At 65.7% G+C, this 21,797-nt stretch carries 23 protein-coding genes; 12 read left to right on the top strand and 11 right to left on the bottom strand.

Features of this window, described 5'->3' with window-relative positions:
• Nucleotides 1-17 precede the first annotated feature (17 nt).
• Complete coding sequence (locus ACM9HJ_RS28405; protein WP_416575170.1) at nucleotides 18-3,188, top strand: glycoside hydrolase family 2 TIM barrel-domain containing protein; 3,171 nt, start codon at nucleotides 18-20, stop codon at nucleotides 3,186-3,188.
• Here ACM9HJ_RS28405 and ACM9HJ_RS28400 read toward each other — a convergent pair whose 3' ends face one another.
• Nucleotides 3,189-4,064 (bottom strand): acyl-CoA dehydrogenase, encoded by an 876-nt coding sequence (locus tag ACM9HJ_RS28400; RefSeq protein WP_416575169.1) that lies wholly within the window; start codon nucleotides 4,062-4,064, stop codon nucleotides 3,189-3,191. It abuts the gene before it with no gap.
• On the opposite strand from ACM9HJ_RS28400, the gene ACM9HJ_RS28395 reads away from it, so the two are divergent.
• Genes ACM9HJ_RS28395 through ACM9HJ_RS28380 form a run of 4 tightly spaced genes read left to right on the top strand, consistent with a single transcriptional unit; the run spans nucleotide 4,065 to nucleotide 6,811 of the window.
• Nucleotides 4,065-4,607, top strand: coding sequence for an enoyl-CoA hydratase-related protein (locus ACM9HJ_RS28395; RefSeq protein ID WP_416575185.1), 543 nt, complete (start codon nucleotides 4,065-4,067; stop codon nucleotides 4,605-4,607).
• Between the two features lies 1 nt (nucleotide 4,608).
• Entirely contained in the window at nucleotides 4,609-5,589 is a 981-nt protein-coding gene (locus tag ACM9HJ_RS28390) for an NAD(P)H-dependent flavin oxidoreductase (RefSeq protein WP_416575168.1), read from the top strand.
• On the top strand, nucleotides 5,586-5,945 hold the full coding sequence (locus tag ACM9HJ_RS28385) for an acyl-CoA dehydrogenase family protein (RefSeq protein ID WP_416575167.1): 360 nt from the start codon (nucleotides 5,586-5,588) through the stop codon (nucleotides 5,943-5,945). Before ACM9HJ_RS28390 ends, ACM9HJ_RS28385 begins: the two co-directional genes overlap by 4 nt.
• Nucleotides 5,876-6,811 (top strand): acyl-CoA dehydrogenase family protein, encoded by a 936-nt coding sequence (locus ACM9HJ_RS28380; RefSeq protein WP_416575166.1) that lies wholly within the window; start codon nucleotides 5,876-5,878, stop codon nucleotides 6,809-6,811. The genes ACM9HJ_RS28385 and ACM9HJ_RS28380 overlap by 70 nt, the downstream gene beginning before the upstream one ends.
• Before the next feature lie 128 nt (nucleotides 6,812-6,939).
• Here the strand turns inward: ACM9HJ_RS28380 and ACM9HJ_RS28375 are convergent, their stop codons facing one another.
• Genes ACM9HJ_RS28375 through ACM9HJ_RS28365 form a run of 3 tightly spaced genes read right to left on the bottom strand, consistent with a single transcriptional unit; the run spans nucleotide 6,940 to nucleotide 10,280 of the window.
• A complete protein-coding gene (locus ACM9HJ_RS28375) occupies nucleotides 6,940-8,019 on the bottom strand; it encodes a tartrate dehydrogenase (RefSeq protein WP_416575165.1) in 1,080 nt (359 codons plus the stop codon).
• Complete coding sequence (locus tag ACM9HJ_RS28370; protein WP_416575164.1) at nucleotides 8,016-9,269, bottom strand: glycerate kinase type-2 family protein; 1,254 nt, start codon at nucleotides 9,267-9,269, stop codon at nucleotides 8,016-8,018. The genes ACM9HJ_RS28375 and ACM9HJ_RS28370 overlap by 4 nt, the downstream gene beginning before the upstream one ends.
• Before the next feature lie 6 nt (nucleotides 9,270-9,275).
• Nucleotides 9,276-10,280: a phosphoglycerate dehydrogenase gene (locus ACM9HJ_RS28365; protein ID WP_416575163.1), complete on the bottom strand. Its 1,005-nt coding sequence runs from the start codon at nucleotides 10,278-10,280 to the stop codon at nucleotides 9,276-9,278.
• A gap of 76 nt (nucleotides 10,281-10,356) precedes the next feature.
• On the opposite strand from ACM9HJ_RS28365, the gene ACM9HJ_RS28360 reads away from it, so the two are divergent.
• Entirely contained in the window at nucleotides 10,357-11,298 is a 942-nt protein-coding gene (locus tag ACM9HJ_RS28360; RefSeq protein ID WP_416575162.1) for a LysR family transcriptional regulator, read from the top strand.
• Nucleotides 11,299-11,302: 4 nt separating this feature from the next.
• Here ACM9HJ_RS28360 and ACM9HJ_RS28355 read toward each other — a convergent pair whose 3' ends face one another.
• The 7 genes from ACM9HJ_RS28355 to ACM9HJ_RS28325 form a co-directional block, all read right to left on the bottom strand.
• Entirely contained in the window at nucleotides 11,303-11,671 is a 369-nt protein-coding gene (locus ACM9HJ_RS28355) for a response regulator (protein WP_416575161.1), read from the bottom strand.
• 33 nt (nucleotides 11,672-11,704) lie between these two features.
• On the bottom strand, nucleotides 11,705-12,094 hold the full coding sequence (locus ACM9HJ_RS28350) for a hypothetical protein (RefSeq protein ID WP_416575160.1): 390 nt from the start codon (nucleotides 12,092-12,094) through the stop codon (nucleotides 11,705-11,707).
• Between the two features lie 8 nt (nucleotides 12,095-12,102).
• A complete protein-coding gene (locus tag ACM9HJ_RS28345; protein ID WP_416575159.1) occupies nucleotides 12,103-12,951 on the bottom strand; it encodes a TIGR02587 family membrane protein in 849 nt (282 codons plus the stop codon).
• Between the two features lie 206 nt (nucleotides 12,952-13,157).
• Nucleotides 13,158-13,790 carry a Ku protein gene (locus ACM9HJ_RS28340; protein WP_416575158.1) on the bottom strand — a complete coding sequence of 211 codons (633 nt, stop codon included), beginning with the start codon at nucleotides 13,788-13,790 and terminating at the stop codon, nucleotides 13,158-13,160.
• 200 nt (nucleotides 13,791-13,990) lie between these two features.
• Nucleotides 13,991-14,896: a LysR substrate-binding domain-containing protein gene (locus ACM9HJ_RS28335; RefSeq protein WP_416575157.1), complete on the bottom strand. Its 906-nt coding sequence runs from the start codon at nucleotides 14,894-14,896 to the stop codon at nucleotides 13,991-13,993.
• A 65-nt stretch (nucleotides 14,897-14,961) separates the two neighbouring features.
• On the bottom strand, nucleotides 14,962-15,972 hold the full coding sequence (locus tag ACM9HJ_RS28330) for a LacI family DNA-binding transcriptional regulator (protein WP_416575156.1): 1,011 nt from the start codon (nucleotides 15,970-15,972) through the stop codon (nucleotides 14,962-14,964).
• Between the two features lie 236 nt (nucleotides 15,973-16,208).
• The gene (locus ACM9HJ_RS28325) at nucleotides 16,209-16,397 is read right to left on the bottom strand and encodes a hypothetical protein (RefSeq protein WP_416575155.1); all 189 of its coding nucleotides are present in this window, start codon (nucleotides 16,395-16,397) and stop codon (nucleotides 16,209-16,211) included.
• Nucleotides 16,398-16,407: 10 nt separating this feature from the next.
• Between ACM9HJ_RS28325 and ACM9HJ_RS28320 the strand changes: the two genes are divergently transcribed.
• The 6 genes from ACM9HJ_RS28320 (at nucleotide 16,408) to ACM9HJ_RS28295 (ending at nucleotide 21,722) form a co-directional block, all read left to right on the top strand.
• Entirely contained in the window at nucleotides 16,408-16,977 is a 570-nt protein-coding gene (locus tag ACM9HJ_RS28320; RefSeq protein ID WP_416575154.1) for an NAD(P)H-dependent oxidoreductase, read from the top strand.
• A 14-nt stretch (nucleotides 16,978-16,991) separates the two neighbouring features.
• The gene (locus ACM9HJ_RS28315; protein ID WP_416575153.1) at nucleotides 16,992-17,747 is read left to right on the top strand and encodes an ABC transporter permease; all 756 of its coding nucleotides are present in this window, start codon (nucleotides 16,992-16,994) and stop codon (nucleotides 17,745-17,747) included.
• A 15-nt stretch (nucleotides 17,748-17,762) separates the two neighbouring features.
• The gene (locus ACM9HJ_RS28310; RefSeq protein ID WP_416575152.1) at nucleotides 17,763-18,602 is read left to right on the top strand and encodes an ABC transporter permease; all 840 of its coding nucleotides are present in this window, start codon (nucleotides 17,763-17,765) and stop codon (nucleotides 18,600-18,602) included.
• Nucleotides 18,603-18,617: 15 nt separating this feature from the next.
• Nucleotides 18,618-19,409 (top strand): ABC transporter ATP-binding protein, encoded by a 792-nt coding sequence (locus tag ACM9HJ_RS28305; RefSeq protein ID WP_416575151.1) that lies wholly within the window; start codon nucleotides 18,618-18,620, stop codon nucleotides 19,407-19,409.
• A 27-nt stretch (nucleotides 19,410-19,436) separates the two neighbouring features.
• Complete coding sequence (locus ACM9HJ_RS28300) at nucleotides 19,437-20,501, top strand: ABC transporter substrate-binding protein (protein ID WP_416575150.1); 1,065 nt, start codon at nucleotides 19,437-19,439, stop codon at nucleotides 20,499-20,501.
• 162 nt (nucleotides 20,502-20,663) lie between these two features.
• Nucleotides 20,664-21,722, top strand: a complete 1,059-nt coding sequence (locus ACM9HJ_RS28295; protein WP_416575149.1) for an ABC transporter substrate-binding protein — start codon at nucleotides 20,664-20,666, stop codon at nucleotides 21,720-21,722.
• Nucleotides 21,723-21,797 lie beyond the last annotated feature (75 nt).

Raw genomic sequence — 21,797 nt, 5'->3', positions numbered from 1 at the left:
CAATTCGGGGGGAGATGATGTCGCGTTCCGCATACCTGTCCGGTCTGGCCCTGGCCGTCGGTTTCGCCACCGGAGCCTATGCTGCGCCGGAGCCCAAGGTGGAGCCGGTGCAGATCGATCCCTCCCGCCCCGATTGGGAGAACCCGGTGGTCAATGAACGCGGCCGCCTGCCGGCCAGCGCCACCATGTTCCCGTATGAGACGCGGGAAGCGGCATTGGCCGGCAACCGGGCGGCATCGGCGCGGCATCTGTCGCTGGACGGGCTGTGGAAGTTCAACTTCTCCCCCTCCGCCCTGGCGCTGCCCGCCGGGTTCGAGAAGCCGGATTACGACGTCTCCGCCTGGAAGGAGATCAAGGTGCCGGCCATGTGGCAGGCCGAAGGGTACGATCAGGCGCGTTTCAACAATGTGATCTATCCCCACCCGCCCAACCGGCCGCTGATCCCGCATGAGATGAACAGTGTCGGCTCCTACCGTCGCGATTTCGACCTGCCGGCAATCTGGGACAGGCAGGATGTCATCCTGCATATCGGTGCCGCCGGTGCCGCCTATTATGTCTGGGTCAACGGGCAGAAGGTGGGTTACGCAGAGGACAGCAAGCTTCCCAGCGAATTCGACGTCACCCGCTTCCTGAAGCCCGGTCGCAACATGGTGGCCATCCAGGTGTTCCGCTGGTCCGACGGTTCATACCTGGAGGATCAGGATTTCTGGCGGGTATCGGGGATCGAACGCTCCGTCCGGCTGGTTGCCGCACCCAAGACCCGTGTCCGCGACCTGTTCGTGCGCGCCGGCCTGGACAAGGATTATCGCGACGGCATCCTGTCCGTCGATGTCGCCATCACCCCGTCGCAGCAGACTTCCACGGCGCGCGTTACCCTGTTCGATGGCGGGCGGGAAGTGCTGGTCAAGCAGGTGAGGGTCGGGTCGGGCAAGGCGGAACGCACCGTCACCTTGAACGCGACCGTGCCGGGGGTGAAGTCCTGGACGGCGGAGACGCCCAACCTCTATACCGCCCTGGTCGAGTTGCTGGACGCGCAGGGCCGCGTGCTGCAGGCCACGCCGCAGCGTGTCGGCTTCCGCACCGTGGAAATCCGGGACGGTCAGGTGAAGGTGAATGGCAAGCCCATCACCATCCGCGGCGTGAACCGGCATGAACATGATCCGGAGACGTTCCACATCATCTCCGAAGAGAGCATGCGCCGCGACATCGAACTGATGAAGCAGAACAATTTCAACGCGGTGCGCACCTCGCACTATCCCAACGATCCGCGCTGGTACGAACTGGCCGATGAGTACGGCCTCTACGTCATGGGCGAGGCGAATATCGAGAGCCACGCCTATATGGATTATGCCAACAAGAACCCGGAATTGCGGGAGAAGCTGCAGATCGGTTTCGATCCCGCCTGGGATCAGGCCCATATCGACCGCGTGGTCAACATGGTGGAGCGGGACAAGAACCATCCCTCTATCATCTTCTGGTCGCTGGGCAACGAGGCGGGAATCGGTCCGGCGTTTGAGAAGGCCGCCGCCGCCGTGCGCAAGCGCGATCCGGGCCGCCTCGTCTCCTACCTGGGCTGGGGCACGCTGGATTGGGACCACCGGCCCAACACCTATGTCGATATCTATGCGCCCATGTATGACGATATCGAGAAGATGGTGGACTGGGCCACCGATCCGGCCCGCACCCAGCCGATGATCCAGTGCGAATATGCCCATATGCAGGGCAATTCTGGCGGCAATTTCAAGGATTACTGGGATGTGATCTATCGTTATCCGGAAAAGCTGCAGGGCGGCTTCATCTGGGATTGGGTGGACCAGTCCATGTATCGCTACACCAAGGATGGCAAGCGTTACTGGGGTGATGGCGGCGAATATGGCCCGAACCCCGGCGGCGATATCGAATTCGGTGACGGGCTGATCCAGCCCGACCGCACGCCCAACCCGCATCTGTATGAGGTGGCCAAGGTCCAGTCGCCCGTGCAGTTCGAAGGCTTCGATCCCGCCACCGGCCGCGTCACCGTGCTGAACCGCCACGATTTCCGCGACCTGTCGGGCTTCAGCCTGGATTGGGTGGTGGAGGTCGATGGTTCGCCGCTGGCCAAGGGGGAGGTGGAGACGCCTGCCATCCCCGCCCGTGGCCAGGGAGTGATCACCCTGCCGCTGCCCAAGGTGAAACCGGTGCCGGGGGTGGAATATCTGGTCACCATCCGGGTCCGCGCCCGCGAAGGGGCCATCCCCCTGGTACCGGCGGGCCATGTGGTCGGGTGGGACCAGTTCACGCTCGCCACCTCCCCGGCGGAGATTGCCGCGCGGTCGGGCAAGGTCGCACTGGAGCAGCGGGATGAGGAGGTGCGCCTGTCGGCCGCCGGGGCGGAACTGGTGATCGACAAGGCCACGGGCCTGGTGAAGCGCTATGGCAAGGATGGGCGCATATTGCTGACCGGCGGGTCGCCCAATTTCTTCCGGGCCGAAACCGACAATGACACGGCCACCGCCATCGTGGCGCAGCAGCGCGGCTGGAAGCGGATGACGGAAGCGCGCGATGTGCGCAATATTGCCGCCGGCAAGCAGGGTGATGGCGCCATGGTCCGCGTTGATCATGGGTTGGGGGCGGGTGCCGCGCGCTTTGCCACCACCTATGTCATGGAAGGTGACGGGTCGGTGCTGGTGACGGGTGAACTGACGCCGCTGAAGGATGACCTGCCGCCGCCGGTGCGCGTGGGCCTCTGGTACAATACCTCAGACAGTCTGAAGGATCTGCGCTGGTACGGGCGCGGGCCGCACGAAAGCTATGTCGACCGTAAGAGTTCCGCCGCCATCGGCCTGTGGCAGGGGGCGGTGGCCGACCAGAACCACGACTATATGCGGCCCCAGGATACGGGCAACAAGGTGGATGTGCGCTGGCTGGAACTGTCGGGTGGCGGGTCGGGCCTGCGCGTCACGGGCGACAAGCCCCTGATGATGAACGCGTTGGCCTTCCCCTATACCGACCTGTACCGCCGGCCCCCCGGCACCTGGAAATCCAGCGACATCGTCCCGCATGGTGACGGCACCTTGCTGGTCGATGCGGTGCAGTGGGGCGTGGGCGGGGATACGACCTGGAACCATGTCGGCCAGCCGCATTTCCAGTACCGCACGAAGCTGGAACCGACGCGCGTGTCCTTCCGCATCGAACCGTTTGTGAAGTGATCAGCCGGCCGCGCGCGTGGTGGCATAGCGGGCGACATGGTGGTCGACGGTGCCGAACTGGCCCTCGATCACCGTCGCGCGCTTGAAATAATGGCCCAGGCGCAACTCGTCGGTCATGCCCATGGCGCCGTGTAGCTGCACGGCATCCTGGCCGATCTGGCGGATGCTGTCGCCGATCACCGCCTTGGCGGCGGACACCGCCCGCGTGCGGGTAACCGGGTCGGCGCCCAGCCGCAGGGTGGCGAGGTAGGCGGCGGAGATCGACTGCTCCAGCGCCATGTACATGTCCACCATCCGGTGCTGAAGCACCTGGAAGCCGGCCAGCGGCTGCCCGAACTGCCGGCGCTGCTTGGTATAATCCACCGTGTCGGTCAGCATGCGGCGCATGATGCCCACCGCTTCTGCGCACAGGCCGGCGATGGCCGTGTCGTGGGCCAGTTCGACCAGGGGCAGGGCGTCCCCTTCGCTACCCAACAGGCTGTCGGCGGGCAAATCCAGATCGTGAAAGGTCAGGTCGGCGGCGGGGCGTTCATCGATCAGGCGATAATTGTGCCGTTCGATCCCGGGATGGTCGGTGGGTACGATGAACAGCGACAATCCGTGCCGGTCGCGGCGTTCGCCGCTGGTGCGGGCGGTGACCAGCAAATGGCTGGCATGGGGCGCACCCACCACGACATCCTTCGCCCCGTTCAGGCACCAGCCGTCGCCTTGGCGCTGCGCGCGCGTCGTCACATCATGGACGGCATGGCGCGATGTCTTCTCCCCGAAGGCGGGCACCGGCCGCACTTCCCCTGTCACGATTCCGGACAGCAGCCCATCCGCCGCCACGCCACCCGCCTGGGTCAGCAGTGAACCGCAGAGAATGACGCTTTCCAAATAGGGTTCGGTGACCAGCGCCTCTCCCGCTGGGACCTGGACAAGCCGGTGATCGCCGCCGTGAATGGCGTGGCGATGGGCGGTGGATTCGAGATCGCGCTGGCCTGCGACCTGATCATCGCGGCGGAGAATGCGACATTCGGTTTGCCGGAGCCCAAGGTGGGGCTGGCAGCCATTGCCGGCGGCCTGCTGCGCCTGCCGCGCCAGATCGGGCTGAAACAGGCCATGGGCATGATCCTGACCGGAAGACATGTGGGCGCTGCCGAGGGCGAACGGCTGGGCTTCGTGAACGAGGTGGTGCCGCAGGCCGAGCTGATGGCGGCCGCCCGGCGCTGGGCCGATGCCATCCTGCAGCTCAGCCCCATGTCCATCCGCGCCTCCAAGCAGGTGGCGATGCGCAGCCTGGATGAGGCGACGATGGTGGCGGCCTATGCCAACCAGCGCGACTATCCGGCCCTGCGTGCGCTGCTGAAATCCGACGATATCAAGGAGGGACCGCGCGCCTTCGCGGAAAAGCGTGCCCCCCGCTGGAAAGGGCGTTGAGATGATCAAGACCAGATTCACCGAACTGTTCGGGGTGGAACATCCCATCGCCCAGGGCGGCATGATGTGGATCGGCCGGGCGGAGCTGATCGCCGCCGTGGCCAATGCCGGGGCGCTGGGTTTCCTGACCGCCCTGACCCAGCCGACGCCGGAAGCGCTGTCGACGGAGATCGCGCGGGTACGCGACCTGACCGACAAGCCGTTCGGCATCGACCTGACCATCCTGCCCTCGATCAAGCCCCCACCCTATGCTGAATACCGTCAGGCCATCATCGAGGCCGGGGTGCGCATCGTGGAAACCGCAGGTTTTCAGCCGCAGGAGCATGTGGCGCATTTCAAGGCGCATGGCGTGAAGGTCATCCATAAATGTACCGCTGTCCGCCACGCCCTGTCGGCGGAACGGATGGAGGTGGACGCCATCTCCATCGACGGGTTTGAATGCGCCGGCCATCCCGGAGAGGATGACGTGCCCGGTCTGGTGCTGATCCCGGCGGCGGCGGACAAGGTGACGGTACCGATCCTGGCATCCGGCGGTTTCGGAGACGGGCGCGGGCTGGCGGCAGCGCTGGCGCTGGGGGCTGACGGCATCAATATGGGCACGCGTTTCTGCGCCACGGCCGAGGCACCGCTGCATGAGAATTTCAAGCAGGCGATGGTGGCCAATGACGAGCGGGCGACGGAACTGATCTTCCGTTCCTATCGCAATACCGCCCGCGTCGCCCGCAACGCCATCAGCCGGGAAGTGGTGCGGCTGGAACGTGACGGGGCGCCGTTCGAGGAAGTGGCGCATCTGGTCAAGGGGGCGCGCGGCCTGGACGGGCTGGTCAATGGCGATGTCGACCATGGCATCTGGACGGCCGGACAGGTGCAGGGCCTGATCCATGACATCCCCACCGTCAAGGAACTGGTGGACCGGATCGTCAAGGATACGGAAACTGTCATCAATCAACGGCTGGCGCGCATGCTGGGGGGACCGCGATGAACCTGGACTGGAGTGCGGATGAACTGGCCTTCCAGGCGGAGGTGCGGCAATTCCTGACCGAAAAGCTGCCCCCGGATGTGGCGCGGGCCGGCCGCCTGATGACCAGCGTCTATGCCGACCATGACAAGGGCATGGAATGGCAGCATATCCTGCATGAGAAGGGCTGGGCCGCCCCCGGCTGGCGCCCAGAGCATGGCGGCTGCGACTGGACCACGGCGCAGCATTATTTGTTCAGCCGGGAGCGGGTGGCGGCAGGCGCCCCGCCCTTGTCGCCCTGGGCATCCACATGGTGGCCCATGTCATCATGGAATTCGGCACGCCGGCGCAGAAGGACTTCTTCCTGCCGCGCATCCTGACGGGGGAGGTGTTCTTCTGCCAAGGCTATTCCGAACCGGGATCGGGCTCCGATCTGGCATCACTGCAGACCAGTGCCGTGGCCGATGGCGACGACTTCATCTGCAATGGGTCGAAGATCTGGATCACCCATGCCAATGATGCCAACTGGATATTCTGCCTGGTCCGCACGGCCAAGGAGGACCGGCCGCAGAAGGGCATCACCTTCCTGCTGATGCCGATGGACAGCCCCGGCATCAGTGTGCAGCCCATCATCATGACCTCGGGCGAGCATGTGCAGAACCAGGTGTTCTTCGACAATGTCCGGGTGCCGAAGGCCAATGCGCTGGGCCCTGTGGGCCAGGGCTGGAACGTCGCCAAATACCTGCTGGAATTCGAACGCGGCGGTCCCTATGCCCCCGCCATGCAGGTGATGGCCGACCAGATCGCCCGCAACGCCGCCCAGGTTCCGGGCGATGCCACCGACCGGCTGATCGACGATCCGCATTTCGCGCACAAGCTGGCGGCCCTGTGCATCCGCCTGGATGTGCTGGAAGTGCTGGAATTCCGCCTGCTGTCGGAAGCCGGCGAGGGCAGGAGCGTCGGGGCGCTGGCATCGATGCTGAAGGTGCTGGGCACGGAACTGAGCCAGAAGCTGACCCATCTGGCGCTGGAGGCGGCGGGCAGGCCGGGCATGGCCTATCAGCCGCACGCCACCGCACCGGGCGGCGCCATCCCCGGTTACACCCCGCCCGCCGACGGGCATGTGGCGGGGGAGGAATGGCAGGCGTTGGCCCCCCTGCGCTATCTAAACGACCGGGCCGGGTCCATCTATGCCGGGTCCAACGAGATCCAGCGCAACATCCTGACAAAGCACGTGCTGGGGTAGGGGGAAATACCAGTCTGTGATGTGTGGAATGCATCATAGACTGGTTGGCGCGTTGAGCGCCTGCGCGCCCATGCGCGTGCAAGCCAAGCCCACGGATGTGGGCGCCCGGCGCTTGAGGGCGACAAGCATTAACTTCCCAACGCATCGACAATCGCCTGACCGCATCCGCGCGTATCGGCGGGACCACCCAGATCGCGGGTGCGGTATTGCGGCTGGGCCAGCACATCCTCGATGGCCTTCAGCACCATGGCGGCCGCTTTCGTCTCCCCCAGATGGTCCAGCATCAGGGAGGCGGACCAGATCTGCCCCACGGGATTGGCGATCCACTTGCCGGCAATATCGGGGGCGGAGCCGTGCACAGGCTCGAACAGCGACGGGAAGCGCCGTTCGGGATTGATATTGGCGGCGGGCGCGATGCCGATCGTGCCGGTGCAGGCCGGCCCCAGGTCGGACAGGATATCGCCGAACAGGTTGGAGGCGACGACCACGTCGAACCAGTCCGGATGCTGCACGAAATGCGCGGTCAGGATGTCGATATGGTACTTGTCCCAGCGGATGCCGGGATAATGCTTGGCCATGGCCTCCACCCGCTCATCCCAATAGGGCATGGTGATGGAGATGCCGTTGGATTTGGTGGCCGAGGTCAGGTGCTTCTTCGGCCGCCGCTGCGCCAGATCGAAGGCGTATTTCAGGATACGGTCCACGCCCACCCGGGTCATCACCGTTTCCTGCACCACCACTTCGCGGTCTGAATCCGGGAAGATGCGGCCGCCGATGGAGGAATATTCACCTTCCGTATTCTCCCGCACCACATAGAAATCGATATCACCGGGTTGGCGGCCGGCCAGCGGGCTGGGCACGCCGGGCATCAGCTTCACCGGCCGCAAATTCACATACTGGTCGAATTCGCGGCGGAACTGGATCAGCGACCCCCAGAGGGAGACATGGTCGGGCACTGTTTCCGGCCAGCCGACGGCGCCGAAGAAGATGGCGTCATGGCCGCCGATCAGCTGTTTCCAGTTATCGGGCATCATCTTGCCATGCGTCAGGTAATAGTCGCAGCTGGCGAAATCGAAATGGTCGAATTCGAAGCCGATGCCGCATCTGGCGGCCACCGCCTCCAGCACGCGCAGGCCCTCGGGCACCACTTCCTTGCCGATGCCATCGCCGGGGATGACGGCGATGCGATGGGTATTGGGCTTGCTCATCGGGCTTCAGGCTCCTCTATCAGGATGGCGCGGAAATCATTGACGTTGGTCAAGGTGGGGCCGGTCACCAGCAGGTCGCCCGTGGCCTGGAAGAAGCCATAGGCATCGTTGGCGCGCAGACAGGCATCGGGCTTCAGCCGCCCGGCGCGGGCCATTGTGCCGGCATCGATGATGGCGCCGGCATTGTCCTGGGTCCCGTCGATGCCGTCGGTATCGGCGGCAAGGGCCGAAACGCCGGTCATGTCGCCCAGCCCGGCCAGCAGGCCCAGCAGGAATTCCCCGTTTCGTCCGCCACGCCCGTTGCCTCTGACGGTGACCGTGGTCTCCCCACCCGACAGCAGCACGCAAGGGCACTTGACCGGCTGGCCATGACCCCGGATCTGCCGGACGATGCCGGCATGGACCAGCCCCACCGTCCCCGCTTCCCCCTCGATGGCATTGCCCAGGATCAGCGGCGTACAGCCGGCCCTGGCCGCAACATCGGCTGCCGCTTCCAGCGCCATCTGTGCCGTCGCAACCATTGTGACGCGGCTGTTCGGAAGGTTGGTGGGCGGCGCGCATCCAGGCCCTTCCAGCCAGGATTGCACACCGGCCGGCACCTCCAGCCCGTATTTGGCGATGATCGCCAGCGCGTCCTGGGGCGTCGACCCATCCACCACCGTCGGGCCGGACGCGACGATGGCGGGATCGTCGCCCGGCACGTCGGAAATGATCAGGGTTTCCACCCGCGCCGGGCTTGCGGCGGCGGCCAGCCGTCCCCCCTTGATCAGCGACACATGCCGGCGCACGCGGTTCATCTCCGCGATGGTGGCGCCGGAGCGCAGCAGGGCACGGGCCAGGGCCTGTTCATCGGCCAGCGACACCCCGTCCGGCAGTGCCGGCAGCAGGGCCGACCCGCCACCGGAAATCAGGCAGAGCACAAGATCTTCCGCCGTCAGGCCGGATACCGTATCCAGGATGGCGCGTGCCGCCGCCACCCCCGCCTGGTCGGGCACGGGATGTGCCGCCTCCAGCACCCTGATCCGGCCGCAGGGCACGGCATGGCCATAGCGCGTGACGACAACGCCTTCGATGTCCCCTTGCCAGTGCCGTTCCACCGCCTGCGCCATGGATGCCGCCGCCTTGCCGGCACCGACGACAATGGTGCGGCCCTTCGGCGGGGCAGGCAGGTGGGGCGGGACACAGCGATGGGGCAAAGCGCTTCCCACCGCGGCATCGAACATGCCGCGCAGCAATTCTCTTTGATGCATGGAAACCTACTTCCCGCGCCCGTCGGCGACGATGCATTCGGCGGCGGGGTCACCCCCGTCCAGCACCGCCACCACCGACCGCGCCGCCACCATGTTGGTGCGGTCCAGCCCCTCGCGCGACGAGGCGGCGGAATGCGGTGTGGCGATGACATTGGGCAGCTCGATCAGCGCCTGGGTTACCGGCTTGAATGCCGCATCGGCCTCACTCAGATAGACATCCAGGCCGGCCCCGGCGATCACGCCCATCTGCAGTGCCTTCAACAGCGCCTCGTCATCGACCAGCCCGCCGCGCGCGGCATTGATCAGGAAGGCGGTGCGCTTCATCTTCACCAGCGCGTCCCAGCCGATGATGTGGCGTGTCTCCGACGTCAGCGGCGCATGCAGGCTGACATAATCGCTTTGCGCCAGCAGTTCGTCCAAGCCGACACGCCTGATGCCGGCCCCGTCCTCATAGGCCGCATCATGATGGCCGCCGCAGGTCAGGATTTCCGCCTCGAACCCGCTCAGCCGCCTGACCAGGCTTCGGCCGATGCGGCCCAGGCCGATGATGCCCACGGTTTTGCGGTAAAGATCGCTGCCCAGCAGGATCGACCAGTTGCCCCCGATCATCTGTTCCTGGGTCTGGCGGAACCGGTGGCCCACCGCCAGCATCAGGGCGATCGTATGGTCGGCTACCGATTCATGATTGCCGCCCACGGCGATGCACACCACCCGGCCCAGGTCACGCGCCGCATTCAGATCGACCCGGTCATAGCCCACGCCCCGGCGGGAGATCACCTTCAGATCGGGCAGGTCGGCCAGCAATTCCCGCGTCACCCTGGCATGGCCGACGATCCAGCCGGCCGCACCCTGCAACCGCTCCCGCAATTCCACATGGGTCAGGTTGCCATCGGCCTGACCGGGGGGAAGGTCGGCCTGCACCACCTCGCACCCCGCCGCTTCCAGATAATCGATGGTGGCCTGGTCGAAAAACCGCTGGGTGACGACGACGCGCCGGTTGCCTGATGCCATCTTCCGCTTCCCCCATCGAAGAACTGTTAAGTCTTAACTACCGGTCGCCACCGCCCACAGCCAATTCGGAGTTCGCATGAATCCATGCGTCCGATATAGTCGCGACCCGGTGTCGGCCTGGGTTATCGAGTACGCCATGGACAGTGACTGGCTTGTGGATTTCCTCGCCCTTGTCGATTGCGGCGGCTTCTCGCGCGCCGCCGAACAGCGGGCGGTCAGCCAGCCCAGCTTCAGCCGGCGTATAAGATCGCTGGAGGAATGGGTGGGCGCCACCTTGGTCGACCGCAGCACCCACACGATGCGCCTGACCCCCGCCGGCGAACGGTTCAAGGTGGTCGCGGAGGAAACGCTGCGCCGCCTGCATCTGGGCCGGGAGGAGGTGCGGGCGCTGTCCCGCGCGTCGGTGGAAACCCTGCGCTTCGCCGCCACCCATGTATTGTCGCTGACCTTCTTCCCGGCCTGGCTGGGCCGGCTGGAGGCGAATGCCCCCACCAATGCCACGGTGGAACTGACCGCCGACAATATGGTGGCGTGCGAGCGCATCATGGTGGAAGGCCGCGCGCAGTTCCTGCTGTGCCACCATCATGAGGCGGCGGCGACAAGGCTGGGGTCGGATTTCCGGTCGGTGCGGCTGGGGGCGGACATGCTGCTGCCGGTCATGTCGCCAAAGCTGGCGGAAACTGCCGATATCGCTAGCGCCCCGCATCTCTGCTTCACGGCGGAATCCGGCATGGGCCGCATCCTGGCCGCCGACCGGGTGGTGAAGGGGCTGGCCCCGCTGCCGCAGCCGGTCTTCACCTCCCACCTGGCCAGCGTCCTGACGGCGATGGCACGGGATGGCAGGGGCGTGGCCTGGACCGCGCTCAGCCTGGTGGCCGACGATCTTGCCGCCGGCACCCTGGTCCGCGCGGCGCCGCCGGAACAGGATGTGCCCATGGAAATCCGCCTCTGGCGTCCCAAGGCGCGGCAGGCACCGGTGGCCGAGGCGCTGTGGGCGCGGATCGTGAAGGCCGGATAATCCGCTATCTTTTCGCCGCCAGCGCCGCCACGACGGCCAGCAATTCGGCCTCCGTGAAGGGTTTGACCAGGCAGACCTTGTCCCTGTGTCGGGCGCGCAGGGCCTCGCGGCCATGGCCGGTGGTGAACAGGAAGGGGATGTGGCGGGCGGCCAGGGCGTCGGCGGCCGCGTCGCTGCGATCGCCGCGCAGATTGACATCCAGGATGGCCAGGTCGATGCCGCCTTCATCGGCCAGTGCCACGGCGGCTTCCACGCTGGCGGCGGGGCCCAGCACGTCGGCCCCCTGTTCCAGCAGCATCTCCTCCGTCACCATGGCCAGCAGCGGTTCATCCTCCACCAGCAGGACACGCAGGCCTTTCAGGATATTCGTCATCGCTCCGGCTGCTCCGTTCTCGGCGTCATCGACCTATGGTTCCGTGTAACCGCCGATCTGGATATCAATGGAACCGGCCTGCACGGGTTGCGGGAAATGGAACATGCCGCGCCGTACGGCGTGGGCGGCGACATAGTCCAGCGTGATCTGCTTGTCCGGGATATCGCGGGGGGCCAGCGTGGCATTCACCGTCACCCCGGTCGCCGCCTCGTCACCACGGTTGACGATGGCGACCGTCACCAGGGTGCCATTGTCCAACCGCTCGATCCGCTCGATGGCGACCGCCAGCTCCGCGGGGCCGTTCACGGCGAACAGCGCCTGGTAGCCCAGGAAGGCGACAAGGCACAGCACCGCCACGCCGGAAGCCAGCCCGAAGACCCATTCGATGACGGGCCTGTCATGATGTTGGACGGGTTCATCCATGCCACACCTCACAGGATCAGCCGGGCCGCCGCGGCACCGATGGCGGAGGGGAAACCCAGGACGACCATGGCCATGACCACGCCTTCCGAACCCATGCCGTCGGTGCGGCCGAAGACCCAGAGCAGGAAAAGGCTGATGGCGAGCGCGATAACATAGCCGGGCAGGGTGAAACGGACAAAGGCGCTCCAGCGTGGCTCGCCGGGCGCGATCTGCGATCCGCCGGCAAAACCCACAGCGAAGACGAAGCCATGCATCAGCACCAGCGACAGCGCCACCAGGGCCAGCGCATGCCATTCCGACATCTGATAGGAAATCAGCATCATCTCCTCCGTCGGGGCCAGGTTGAAACCCAGGAACAGCGCGCCGATCCCCATCAGGAACAGTTCACCGCCATAGGTCTCGTCGCGCTTGGCGATTTCCTGGTCGCCCTCGTCCCTGGCGGCGGCGAACTCGCTTTTCGCCAGCAGCGCGCCGATGGCGGCAGGCACCATCTGGACCAGGATCTTGCCGGCGGCCTCCTCCGGGGTTGTGTCGGCCTTGATGGTGGCGAACAGCACCAGCAGGGTGGCGCAGATGATGGCGGCCACGCCCAGGGCGATCAGGCTGTCGATGATGTCGTCGCTCAGGCAGGTCGTGCGCTCGAACCCGATATGGCGCGCCAGCAGCACAAGCACCGGCAGGATGGCGACGAACAGCAGCAGCAGCCGTGTCCTGTCCATGGCCAGGCCAAGCCACCACATCTCCATGGTCATCAGCATGGGCAGGGAGAAGACCAGGGCACCACCGGCCGCCCGGCCGAAATCGCGCATCGCCTGGCTGTTCGCATTGTTCGGATGCTTGTCGAAGCGGTTTGGCACGATGGCTGGTTCCCGGTTGCATCGCGTGAATTGGACATTCCCGGATGCAGAACGTCCGAACCACCCGTCCAGGTTCCCGGCAGCCTCGAATCCAACGGTCATAATTTATGACCGTTAGGCCGGCGACTGCCCGCCCGCCGCACGTGCGGCGTGAGCCAAGCCGCCGGATGGCGGCGCCCGGCGCCTGAGGGAACAAAAATACCGTATTACTGCACCGAGGCGCGGCGGTGCAGGGCGTCCTTGATGTCGATGATATTGTCGCCGCGCGCGTCCAGGGTACGGTGCTGGCGGTGGGCGCCGATGACCTTGCGGCGCCTTTCGATCATGGACAGCAGCTTGTCCGGCACCGGATGCCGATCGCGCCTGACCAGGGACTCCAGCAGGCGGCCGGTCGTGGTTTCCGGCGGGCTGGTGTCGGGCTGCTTGAAATGGCCGGCCGCATCGTGCACCGCATCGCCATCGCGCAGGGTCCAGAACAGGATGGCCTTGCCGCGCGGGTCCAGCATGACCGCCCGTTCCCGCCCGTTCAGCCGCAGCCGGGCGATGCCGACGGCGTCCGATGCCTTCATGGCCTCGCGGATGATGGCAAAGGCGTCCTCGCCATCATGATCGCCGGGAACCAGGAAATAGGGCGTGTCCAGCCAGATCCAGTCGATCAGGTCGCGCGGAGCGAACAGGTCGATATCGATGTCGCTGGCCTCTTCCGGCTCCCCATCCTTCAACCCGACATCATCGGCTGCACGCTGCGCATGGTCTTTCCCGTTCACGGCCACCAGGGCGACCGGACAATCGACCATCGACAGTTTCAGATATCCCTTCCAGAAATGGCATTCACCCATGTTCCCCCCCAATTGCCTTTTATTTGGTCCTGCCCCGACCGGTCACGACGGTACCCAACGGGTACGCAGTTCCGGCGGATCGGATCGACGCCTGGGGAAGGGGGGGTGCATGGCCGGGGTACTCCGTTGCGGCATTTTCCCCTTAAAATGCCGCTGCGCGGCCAATGTTCCGTCGGCCGGCACAAAAAGCGTTTCCGCTCTCAACCCTTGGCAAGTTCCAGCGCCACCTCGCCGACCAGCGACCGCAGCCAGCGATGGGCCGGGTCGTGGCGGTAGCGGACATGCCAGGCCATCTCCACCGGGAAGGTGCCCAGGTCGACGGGCGGCGGCACGACCTTCAGCCGCTGGTCGCGCGCCAGATGGCGGCAGATCAGGCGCGGCAGCGTCGTGCAGTAATCCGTCACCGCGATCAGTTCCGGGATGGCCAGGAAATGCGTGACGGAAACCGCCACCTCGCGATGCAGCGCCTGGCGTTCCAGCGCCTTGAACAGGCCATAGCGCAGCCGGCCCGGCGGCAGCATGTTCACATGCTTCATCCGCTCATATTGTTCACGCGTCAGCGTGTCGCCGACCTCCGGATGATCGGCCCGGACGACACAGGCCAAGCCGTCATCCATGATATGCTGCACGACCAGATTGTCGGGCGGATCGATGATGCGGCCCAGCACCATGGCCGTACCGCCGGAGATGACGCCGGTATCGGCCAGATCGGTACCGAACGGGGTCAGCCGCAGCTTGATGCCCGGCGCCCGTTCCCGCAATCGTGCCACGATCACCGGCATCAGCACGAATTCGACATAGGAATTGGGGGCGATGGTGAACAGCAGGTCGGCGCGTTCAGGTTCGAAATCCTGCTGGCCCAGGATGACATCATCGATGGTGGCCAGGGCCGCGGCGATCACGGGGGCCAGTTCCTGCGCCTTCTGCGTCGGCTGCATGCCATAGCGTTCACGGATGAACAGCGGGTCGCGCAGCATGGTACGCAGGCGGGTCAGCGCGTTGGACAGGGCTGGCTGCGTGATGCCCAGCCGTTCCGCCGCGCGGGTCACGTTGCGTTCCTCCATCAAGGCGATGAAGGTCGGCAGAAGGTTCAGGTCGTACCGCATGCACCCATGATTTCATGTGAATATCTGAAATCAAGGGAAATAAATCTGCGGAATATGTGGGGGCGTCAGCGCGGCGCGGGTCCGCTGGATTCCCCCACCACCAGCGTCAGGGGCTGGTGCAGTTCGCGTTCGACCGGCGGGTCCAGATCCTCGATCATGTTGATCAGCCAGGTGGTGGCCAGTTGCGCCATGTCGCCCAGCGGACGGTGCACCGTGGTCAGGGCCGGCGTCAGCATCTCCGCCAGGACACTGCCGTCGAAACCGACCACCGACAGGTCACGCGGCACGGTGATGCCGCGCGCGGCCGCGGCCTTCAGCACGCCGGCCGCCATCACGTCGTTGGCGGCGAAGATGGCGGTGGGGGCGGGGTCCATCGCCAGCAACCGATGGGCGGCGACGACGCCGGAATTGAAACCGTAATCGCCCTCTACCTCCCCCGTCAGCCCATGGCCGGCCTTCAGCAGGGCGGAAACGAAGCCGGACCGGCGTTCGCGCGCCGAATGGGCATTGGCGGGGCCGGAGACCAGGGCGATGCGCGTGTGGCCCAGATCGATCAGGTGGCGCGCCACCTCCGCCGCGGCCGAACGCTCATCGGGAACCAGGATGCCGGCGAAGCCCTTCAGCTTGGTGGGGGACAGGGCCATGGCTGGAACCTTGGCGGCGGACAGCGCCTCGGGCAATCCGGCCACCGTCGATACCGGCGACAGCACGACCAGCCCGTCGACCCGTGAGCGGCCCACGAAATCCAGCACATCGTGGATGGAGCTTTCATCGGCGGTGGGCGTGGGGTGGATGACGATCTCATACCCGCGGCGGGTGGCCTCGCGCACCATGCCCCGCTGCACACTGTCCAGCACCAGGGCGTTATGGTCGTTATGCACCATGCCGATCAGGAAGGACCGGCCGGTTGCCAGTCCCCGCGCCCGGGCACTGGGCCGGAAACCAAGCGCCTCGATCGCCGCCTCCACCCGTTCCTGGGTCAGGGCATTGACCTTGGTGGAACGGTTCAGGACCCGCGACACGGTGCGGATCGAAACACCTGCCCGTTCGGCAACATCGTTAATGGTTATATCCACAGTATTTTCTCAGTCCCGAAGACTTATATAACATTGCGAATACTGGCTACCCGAAGATGAGCAGACCGGTATTTGATAGGCCGATCCCGATGCCATGGCAAGCGGCCCGTGATCGCGCCGCTGCCATCTCCATAGCGGGTCTTCATGTATTTCCAGCGGAGTAATCGCCATTTCCCAATATATGGACGAACGCAAATCAGCGCAGCCCATATTGCAGGACATTGTCGCCTTATCCGTTATCGTTGTGTTGCCTGGCGTGCAGGGTGGATGCGTCCGGCCTGTGCATCTTGTGTTGCTGTGCGGTCAATAAAACATGAATCATGTGTGTATTTTGTGAATTCACAGCAGATTTCGGACATTTCCGCTATTTTGACGGATGTGGCATGATAATTGCCAAAACCTCCATCGGCAATCACGCCCACCATGGAGGTTCCCATGCGTATCGTCGGCCTTTCCGGCAGCCTGTCCCGCGCGTCGCGCACCACGTCGCTGGTAGAGGATATGGTGTGTCGTCTGGCGATACAGCTGGGACCGGCGCAGACGCGCCTGGTGGAGGTGGCGGCACTGGCCCCGGCGCTGGCCGGCACGCTGCACCCGCGCGACGCGCTGCCGGCCTTGTACAATGCCTTCGCGGCGTTGCGCACGGCCGACGTGCTGGTGGTGGGCACGCCGGTGCAGAAGGGTTCCTATACCGGGCTGCTGAAGCATTTCCTGGATCTGCTGGACCCCGATGATCTGGCCGGCAAGGTCGTGGTGCTGGCCGCCACGGGGGCGGCGGGGGACCAGTTGCCGGTCATCGACCATCAGCTGCGCCCGCTATTCAGCTATTTCGGCACCCATACCGTGCCGACCGGCCTGTTCGCCCGCGACGGCGATTTCCAGCTGGGCGGCGATGGCGGGTTCGAGCTGACGGCCGCCGGCCCGCGCGCCCAGGCCGACCGCATCGCCGAGGAGGTGGCCCGCCTGACCCGCGGCGCGCTCTCCGGCGCCGTGGCCGTGGCCTGAGGGCGGAGGGGATGATGGGTTCGATCCAACGCCGTCTGCTGCCTTTTGTCGTGCCGGGCCTGATCCTGGCCGCCTGGATCCAGGCCACACAGGGGGCCGACTTCGTCTCCCAGGTGCTGGTGCCGCCGCAGGCCGTCATCGACAGTTTCAACGAATTGCTGGCGACCGGAGAACTGGAACAGCATCTGCGCGCCAGCCTGGGCCGGCTGGCGATCGGCTTTTCCATCGGCGCCGGGCTGGGCGTGGGGTTCGGCATATTGCTGGCCCGGTCGGCCCTGGTTGCGGCCCTGACCGGGCCGCTGTTCCAGGCCGTGCGCCAAGTGCCCTCCATCGCGTTCCTGCCCATGCTGATCCTGCTGCTGGGCGTGGATGAGGGGTTCAAGCTGGCCATCGTCGCCAAAGCCACCTTCTTCCCCGTGGCACTGGCCACCCATGACGGGGTCAAGGGCATCGCCAAGGGCTGGCTGGAAGTGGCTGCCCTTTACCGGCTGTCACCCTGGAAGGTGCTGGTCGGCCTGATCCTGCCGGCCACGGTGCCGCCGGTGCTGACCGGTCTGCGCCTGGGCCTGATGCGGGCCTGGATCGTGCTGGTCGCGGCGGAGCTGATGGCGGCGGAAAACGGTATCGGCCAGATGATGGAGATGGGCCGCCAGATGTTCCGCATCGACACGGTGATGGTGGGCGTGGCCCTGACCGGTCTGATCGGTTTCGCCCTGGACCAGGGGTTCCGGCTGGCCGAACGCCGGCTTGTCCGCTGGAAAGCCGCGTAAGGGGAGGGAATATCCATGTCGCTGATCGCAGAATTCCCGCCCACCTTCGTGCATGCCGACCGGATCGACGATGACGGTCCGCCACCGGCCTGGCTGGTGGCCCTGGCCCGCCGGCTGCGCGGCCTGCTGTTGCCGGCCCTGCTGCTGGGCTTCTGGCAATGGGCGTCCGGCATCGATGCCAGCACCGCCTATGCCTTTGTGCCGCTGGATCAGGTGTGGACCCGGCTGCTGGAACTGCTGTCCACCGGGGAACTGGCCATCAATGCCGGGTCCAGCCTGGGCCGCGCTCTGACCGGGCTGGCCTTGGGCGGTCTGTCGGGCGTGGTGCTGGGCAGCCTGATGGCGGCGTTCCCGCTGGTGGAACGGCTGTTCGGGCCACTGTTGCAGGCATTCCGGCAGGTGCCGTTGCTGGGCTGGCTGCCGCTGGTCGGGCTATGGCTGGGCAGCGGGGAGGGGGCCAAGCAGCTGCTGGTGGCGGTGGCCGCCTTCCATCCGCTGCTGCTGAATTCCTATGAGGGCTTCGCCCAGGCGGAGAAGAAATATCTGGAAGTGGGGCGCGTGCTGGTGCTGAGCCGGTGGCGCGGTTTCCGCTTCATCCTGCTGCCATCCGCCCTGCCGTCGATCCTGACTGGCATCGGCCAGGCGCTGGCCTTCGCCTGGATTTCCACCATCGGGGTGGAGCTGCTGTTCGGCACGGGTGCCGGCCTGGGTTCCCTGATGCACACCGCGCAGATGGCGGGCGACATGGCCGTCGTCCTGCTGTCGGTCATCGCCATCGGCCTGATGGGCTATGGCCTGAACATGATCCTGTCGCTGGTCCGCGCGCGTCTGCTGCGCTGGCGCGTCACCGGCTGAAGAAGGAAGAACGATATGAATGCCATCATCGATCCCCGTACCCTGCGGGCCGAGGGTGATGCCCCGGCCGGCGGGCTGTCCATCCGGCATGTGGCAAAGGGTTTCGACATTGACGGGCGCCGCCTGTCGGTGCTGGACCATATCAACCTGACCATCGCACCGGGCCAGTTCGTGGCCATTGTCGGGGCCAGCGGCTGCGGTAAATCCACCCTGCTGCGCCTGATCGCCGGGCTGGAGCGCCAGGATACCGGCGAAATCCTGCTGGACGGCAAGCCTGTCGACGGTCCCGGCCTGGAACGTGGCCTGATCTTCCAGGATCACCGCCTGTTCCCCTGGCTGACGGTTGAACGCAACATCCTGCTGGCCCTGTCCAACGGCGACCTTTCCGATGCCGACAAGCGGGCAAGGGTTGCGGGGCTGCTGACCCTGGTGGGGCTGGACGGTTTCGACCAGGCCTTCCCGCACCAGCTGTCGGGCGGCATGGCCCAGCGTGCGGCCATCGCCCGCGCCCTGGCCACCAGCCCGCAGGTCCTGCTGCTGGATGAACCGCTGGGGGCGCTGGACGCGTTGACCCGCCTGCGTCTGCAATCGGAACTGCAACGCATCTGGCTGGCCCGGCGATCGACCATGGTCATGGTGACCCATGACGTGGACGAGGCGCTGTTCCTGGGCGACGTGATCGTCGTCATGCAGCCTGGCCGCATCGCCCGCATCCTGCATGTCCCGTCCCCGCATCCGCGTGACCGTGCCGAGGCGGGCCTGGCACCGCTGAAGGCCGAGATCCTGTCCCTGCTGCATGCCGGCTGAGCCGGCGTTTCAAGGAGACCCGACATCATGACCATCGCCGCACCGGCCAATATCGATACGCTGTGGTACACGCGCTGCTCCGTCCCCACGCCCTTCGGGCTGGCGGCACAATTCGCCTGGTTCGAACAGGAATTCGCACCCGACGGCATCATCGTCAAGGCGCTGCGGGAGAGTGCGGATCCCACCGAACAGGCCTCCCACTTCACCCATTCATTGCAGCATTCCTTCCGCCAGGGCGGGTCGGTGCCGCCGATCTGGGCGCGGGGCAAGGGGGTGAAGACCAAGGTGATCGGCATCACCTGGACCGATGAATATCAGGCGATCATCGCCCTGCCGCAATCGGGCATAAGGTCGGTGCGTGATCTGCGCGGCCGCCGCGTCGGTATCCCGCACCATGGCAATCTGGTCGACCATAACCGCATCTCCGCGCTCCGCGCCTTCACCGTGGCGCTGGAGACGGAGGGGCTGAAGCTTTCCGACATCGAACTGAAGGATCTGCCGGACGAGGCGGTACCGCTGGCCAATGATCCGCGTGCGCCCGACGCCACGGTCACCTTCGCCGGTCGCCGCCGCCGCCATTCCTACACCAACGAGGTCTATGCGCTGGTGCGGGGCGAGGTCGATGCCGTCTATGTCAAGGATGTGCGCGGGGCGGAGGTGACGCAGTTGCTGGGCGCCGGCATCATCCTCGACCTGGGCTTCCATCCCGATCCCTATATCCGCGTGTCCAACTGCACGCCCCGTCCCCTGACGGTGAATGCCGACACGATCGAGAACCATCCCGACATCGTCACCCGGTTCCTGCGCCAGGTGGTGAAGGCCGGCGAATGGGCGGCCCTGCATCCCGACGACACCACCGCCCTGGTGGCGCGGGAGACGGGCTGGTCCGAGCGCTGGCTGCGCCGCGCCTATGGGGAACAGCTGCACCGCTCCCTGTCCATCGAACTGTCCGACGACAGCATCAAGGGCCTGGGCGTGTTCAAGGATTACATCGCCTCCATCGGTGCGCTGGACCAGGATTTCGACATCCATGAATGGATCGATCCGCGCCCGCTGGCCGAGGTGCAGGCCCGTATCCGTACGGCGGCCTGATACCAACGGTCATAATTCATGACCGAAGGTAGGGCGGCGACTGCCGCCGCGCGGCACATGCCGCGTAGCCAAGTGCACGGATGTGGGCGCCGGCGATTGAGGGGCTGAAAGTATTGACCATCGGTCAATACTTTCAGCCGCCAGTATGAGGAGACCAGGACCATGATCGATCGTCGATTTCTGCTGAAGGCCGGGCTGGCCACGCTTGCGGCCCCCGCCATCATCGCCCGTGCCGAGACACCAAAGGCGATCCGCATCGCCGGCGGGGTGAATTTCGCGCAAGGGCAGCTGCAACTGACCGGCTATGCCGCCATCATCCAGCACCAGGGCTGGCTGGCGGCGGAGTTGGACAGGCGCGGTGTGAAGCTGGAACCGTTCGCCGTCTCGCACAAGGCGACAGGGCCGCAGATCAATGAGGGCTTCGCCAACGGCTCGCTCGAATTCGCCTCCTATGGCGACCTGCCGACCATCATCTGCAATGCCAATGGCGTGCAGACCCGGCTGCTGGTGCCCAATGGTATGGGCGGCAGCGGTGATACGTTCCTGGTGGTGCCCGCCGGTTCCACGGCCAAGGACGTGACGGACCTGAAGGGCAAGCGCATCGCCGTGCATCGCGGCCGGCCCTGGGAAATCCCCTTCTTCCGCCTGCTGGCGGCCAAGGGGTTGAGCCCGTCGGATTTCACCATCCTGAACATCGACCCGATGACCGGGGCCGCCGCGGTGTCGGCCGGCAAGGTCGACGGGCTGTTCACCATGACCGACGCCTATCTGCTGGAGGAGAAGGGCGTGGCCCGCATCCTCTGGTCCAGCAAGGGGCTGGCGCCGGAATGGAAGATGCGGACGGAGATGTTCGGGCGGAAGGATTTCGTTGAGACGCAGCCGGAACTGACCCAGCTGGTCACCACCGCCTATGTGAAGGCCGCGCACTGGGCATCCGACCCGGCCAACCGCGACATGTTCCTGGAATTCCAGGGCCGTACCGGCACCCCGCGCAGCGTTCTGGACCGTACCTATGACGAGCAGGGGACGCAATGGCGCCAGCGCTGGGCCCCGCTTTTCGCGCCGGACCTGGCGGAACGTTACCAGGAGACGGTGCAATACGCGCTGGACAACAAGCTGATCCGCCAGAAGATCGATGGCGGCAAGCTGCTGGCGCCATCCTTCACCGCCAAGGCACTGAAGGATCTGGGCCTTGAGGGCTATTGGCAGGCGGCGGCGTAGGTCACCGGTGAGACAAAGCCGCCCCCCTTGCCTGAAACACAAACCCCCGCCGGTTGCCCGGCGGGGGTCTGCTTG

The sequence above is a fragment of the Niveispirillum sp. KHB5.9 genome (assembly GCF_048066115.1).
GTDB lineage: Bacteria > Pseudomonadota > Alphaproteobacteria > Azospirillales > Azospirillaceae > Niveispirillum.
This window is presented reverse-complemented; position numbering and strand designations above follow the sequence as displayed.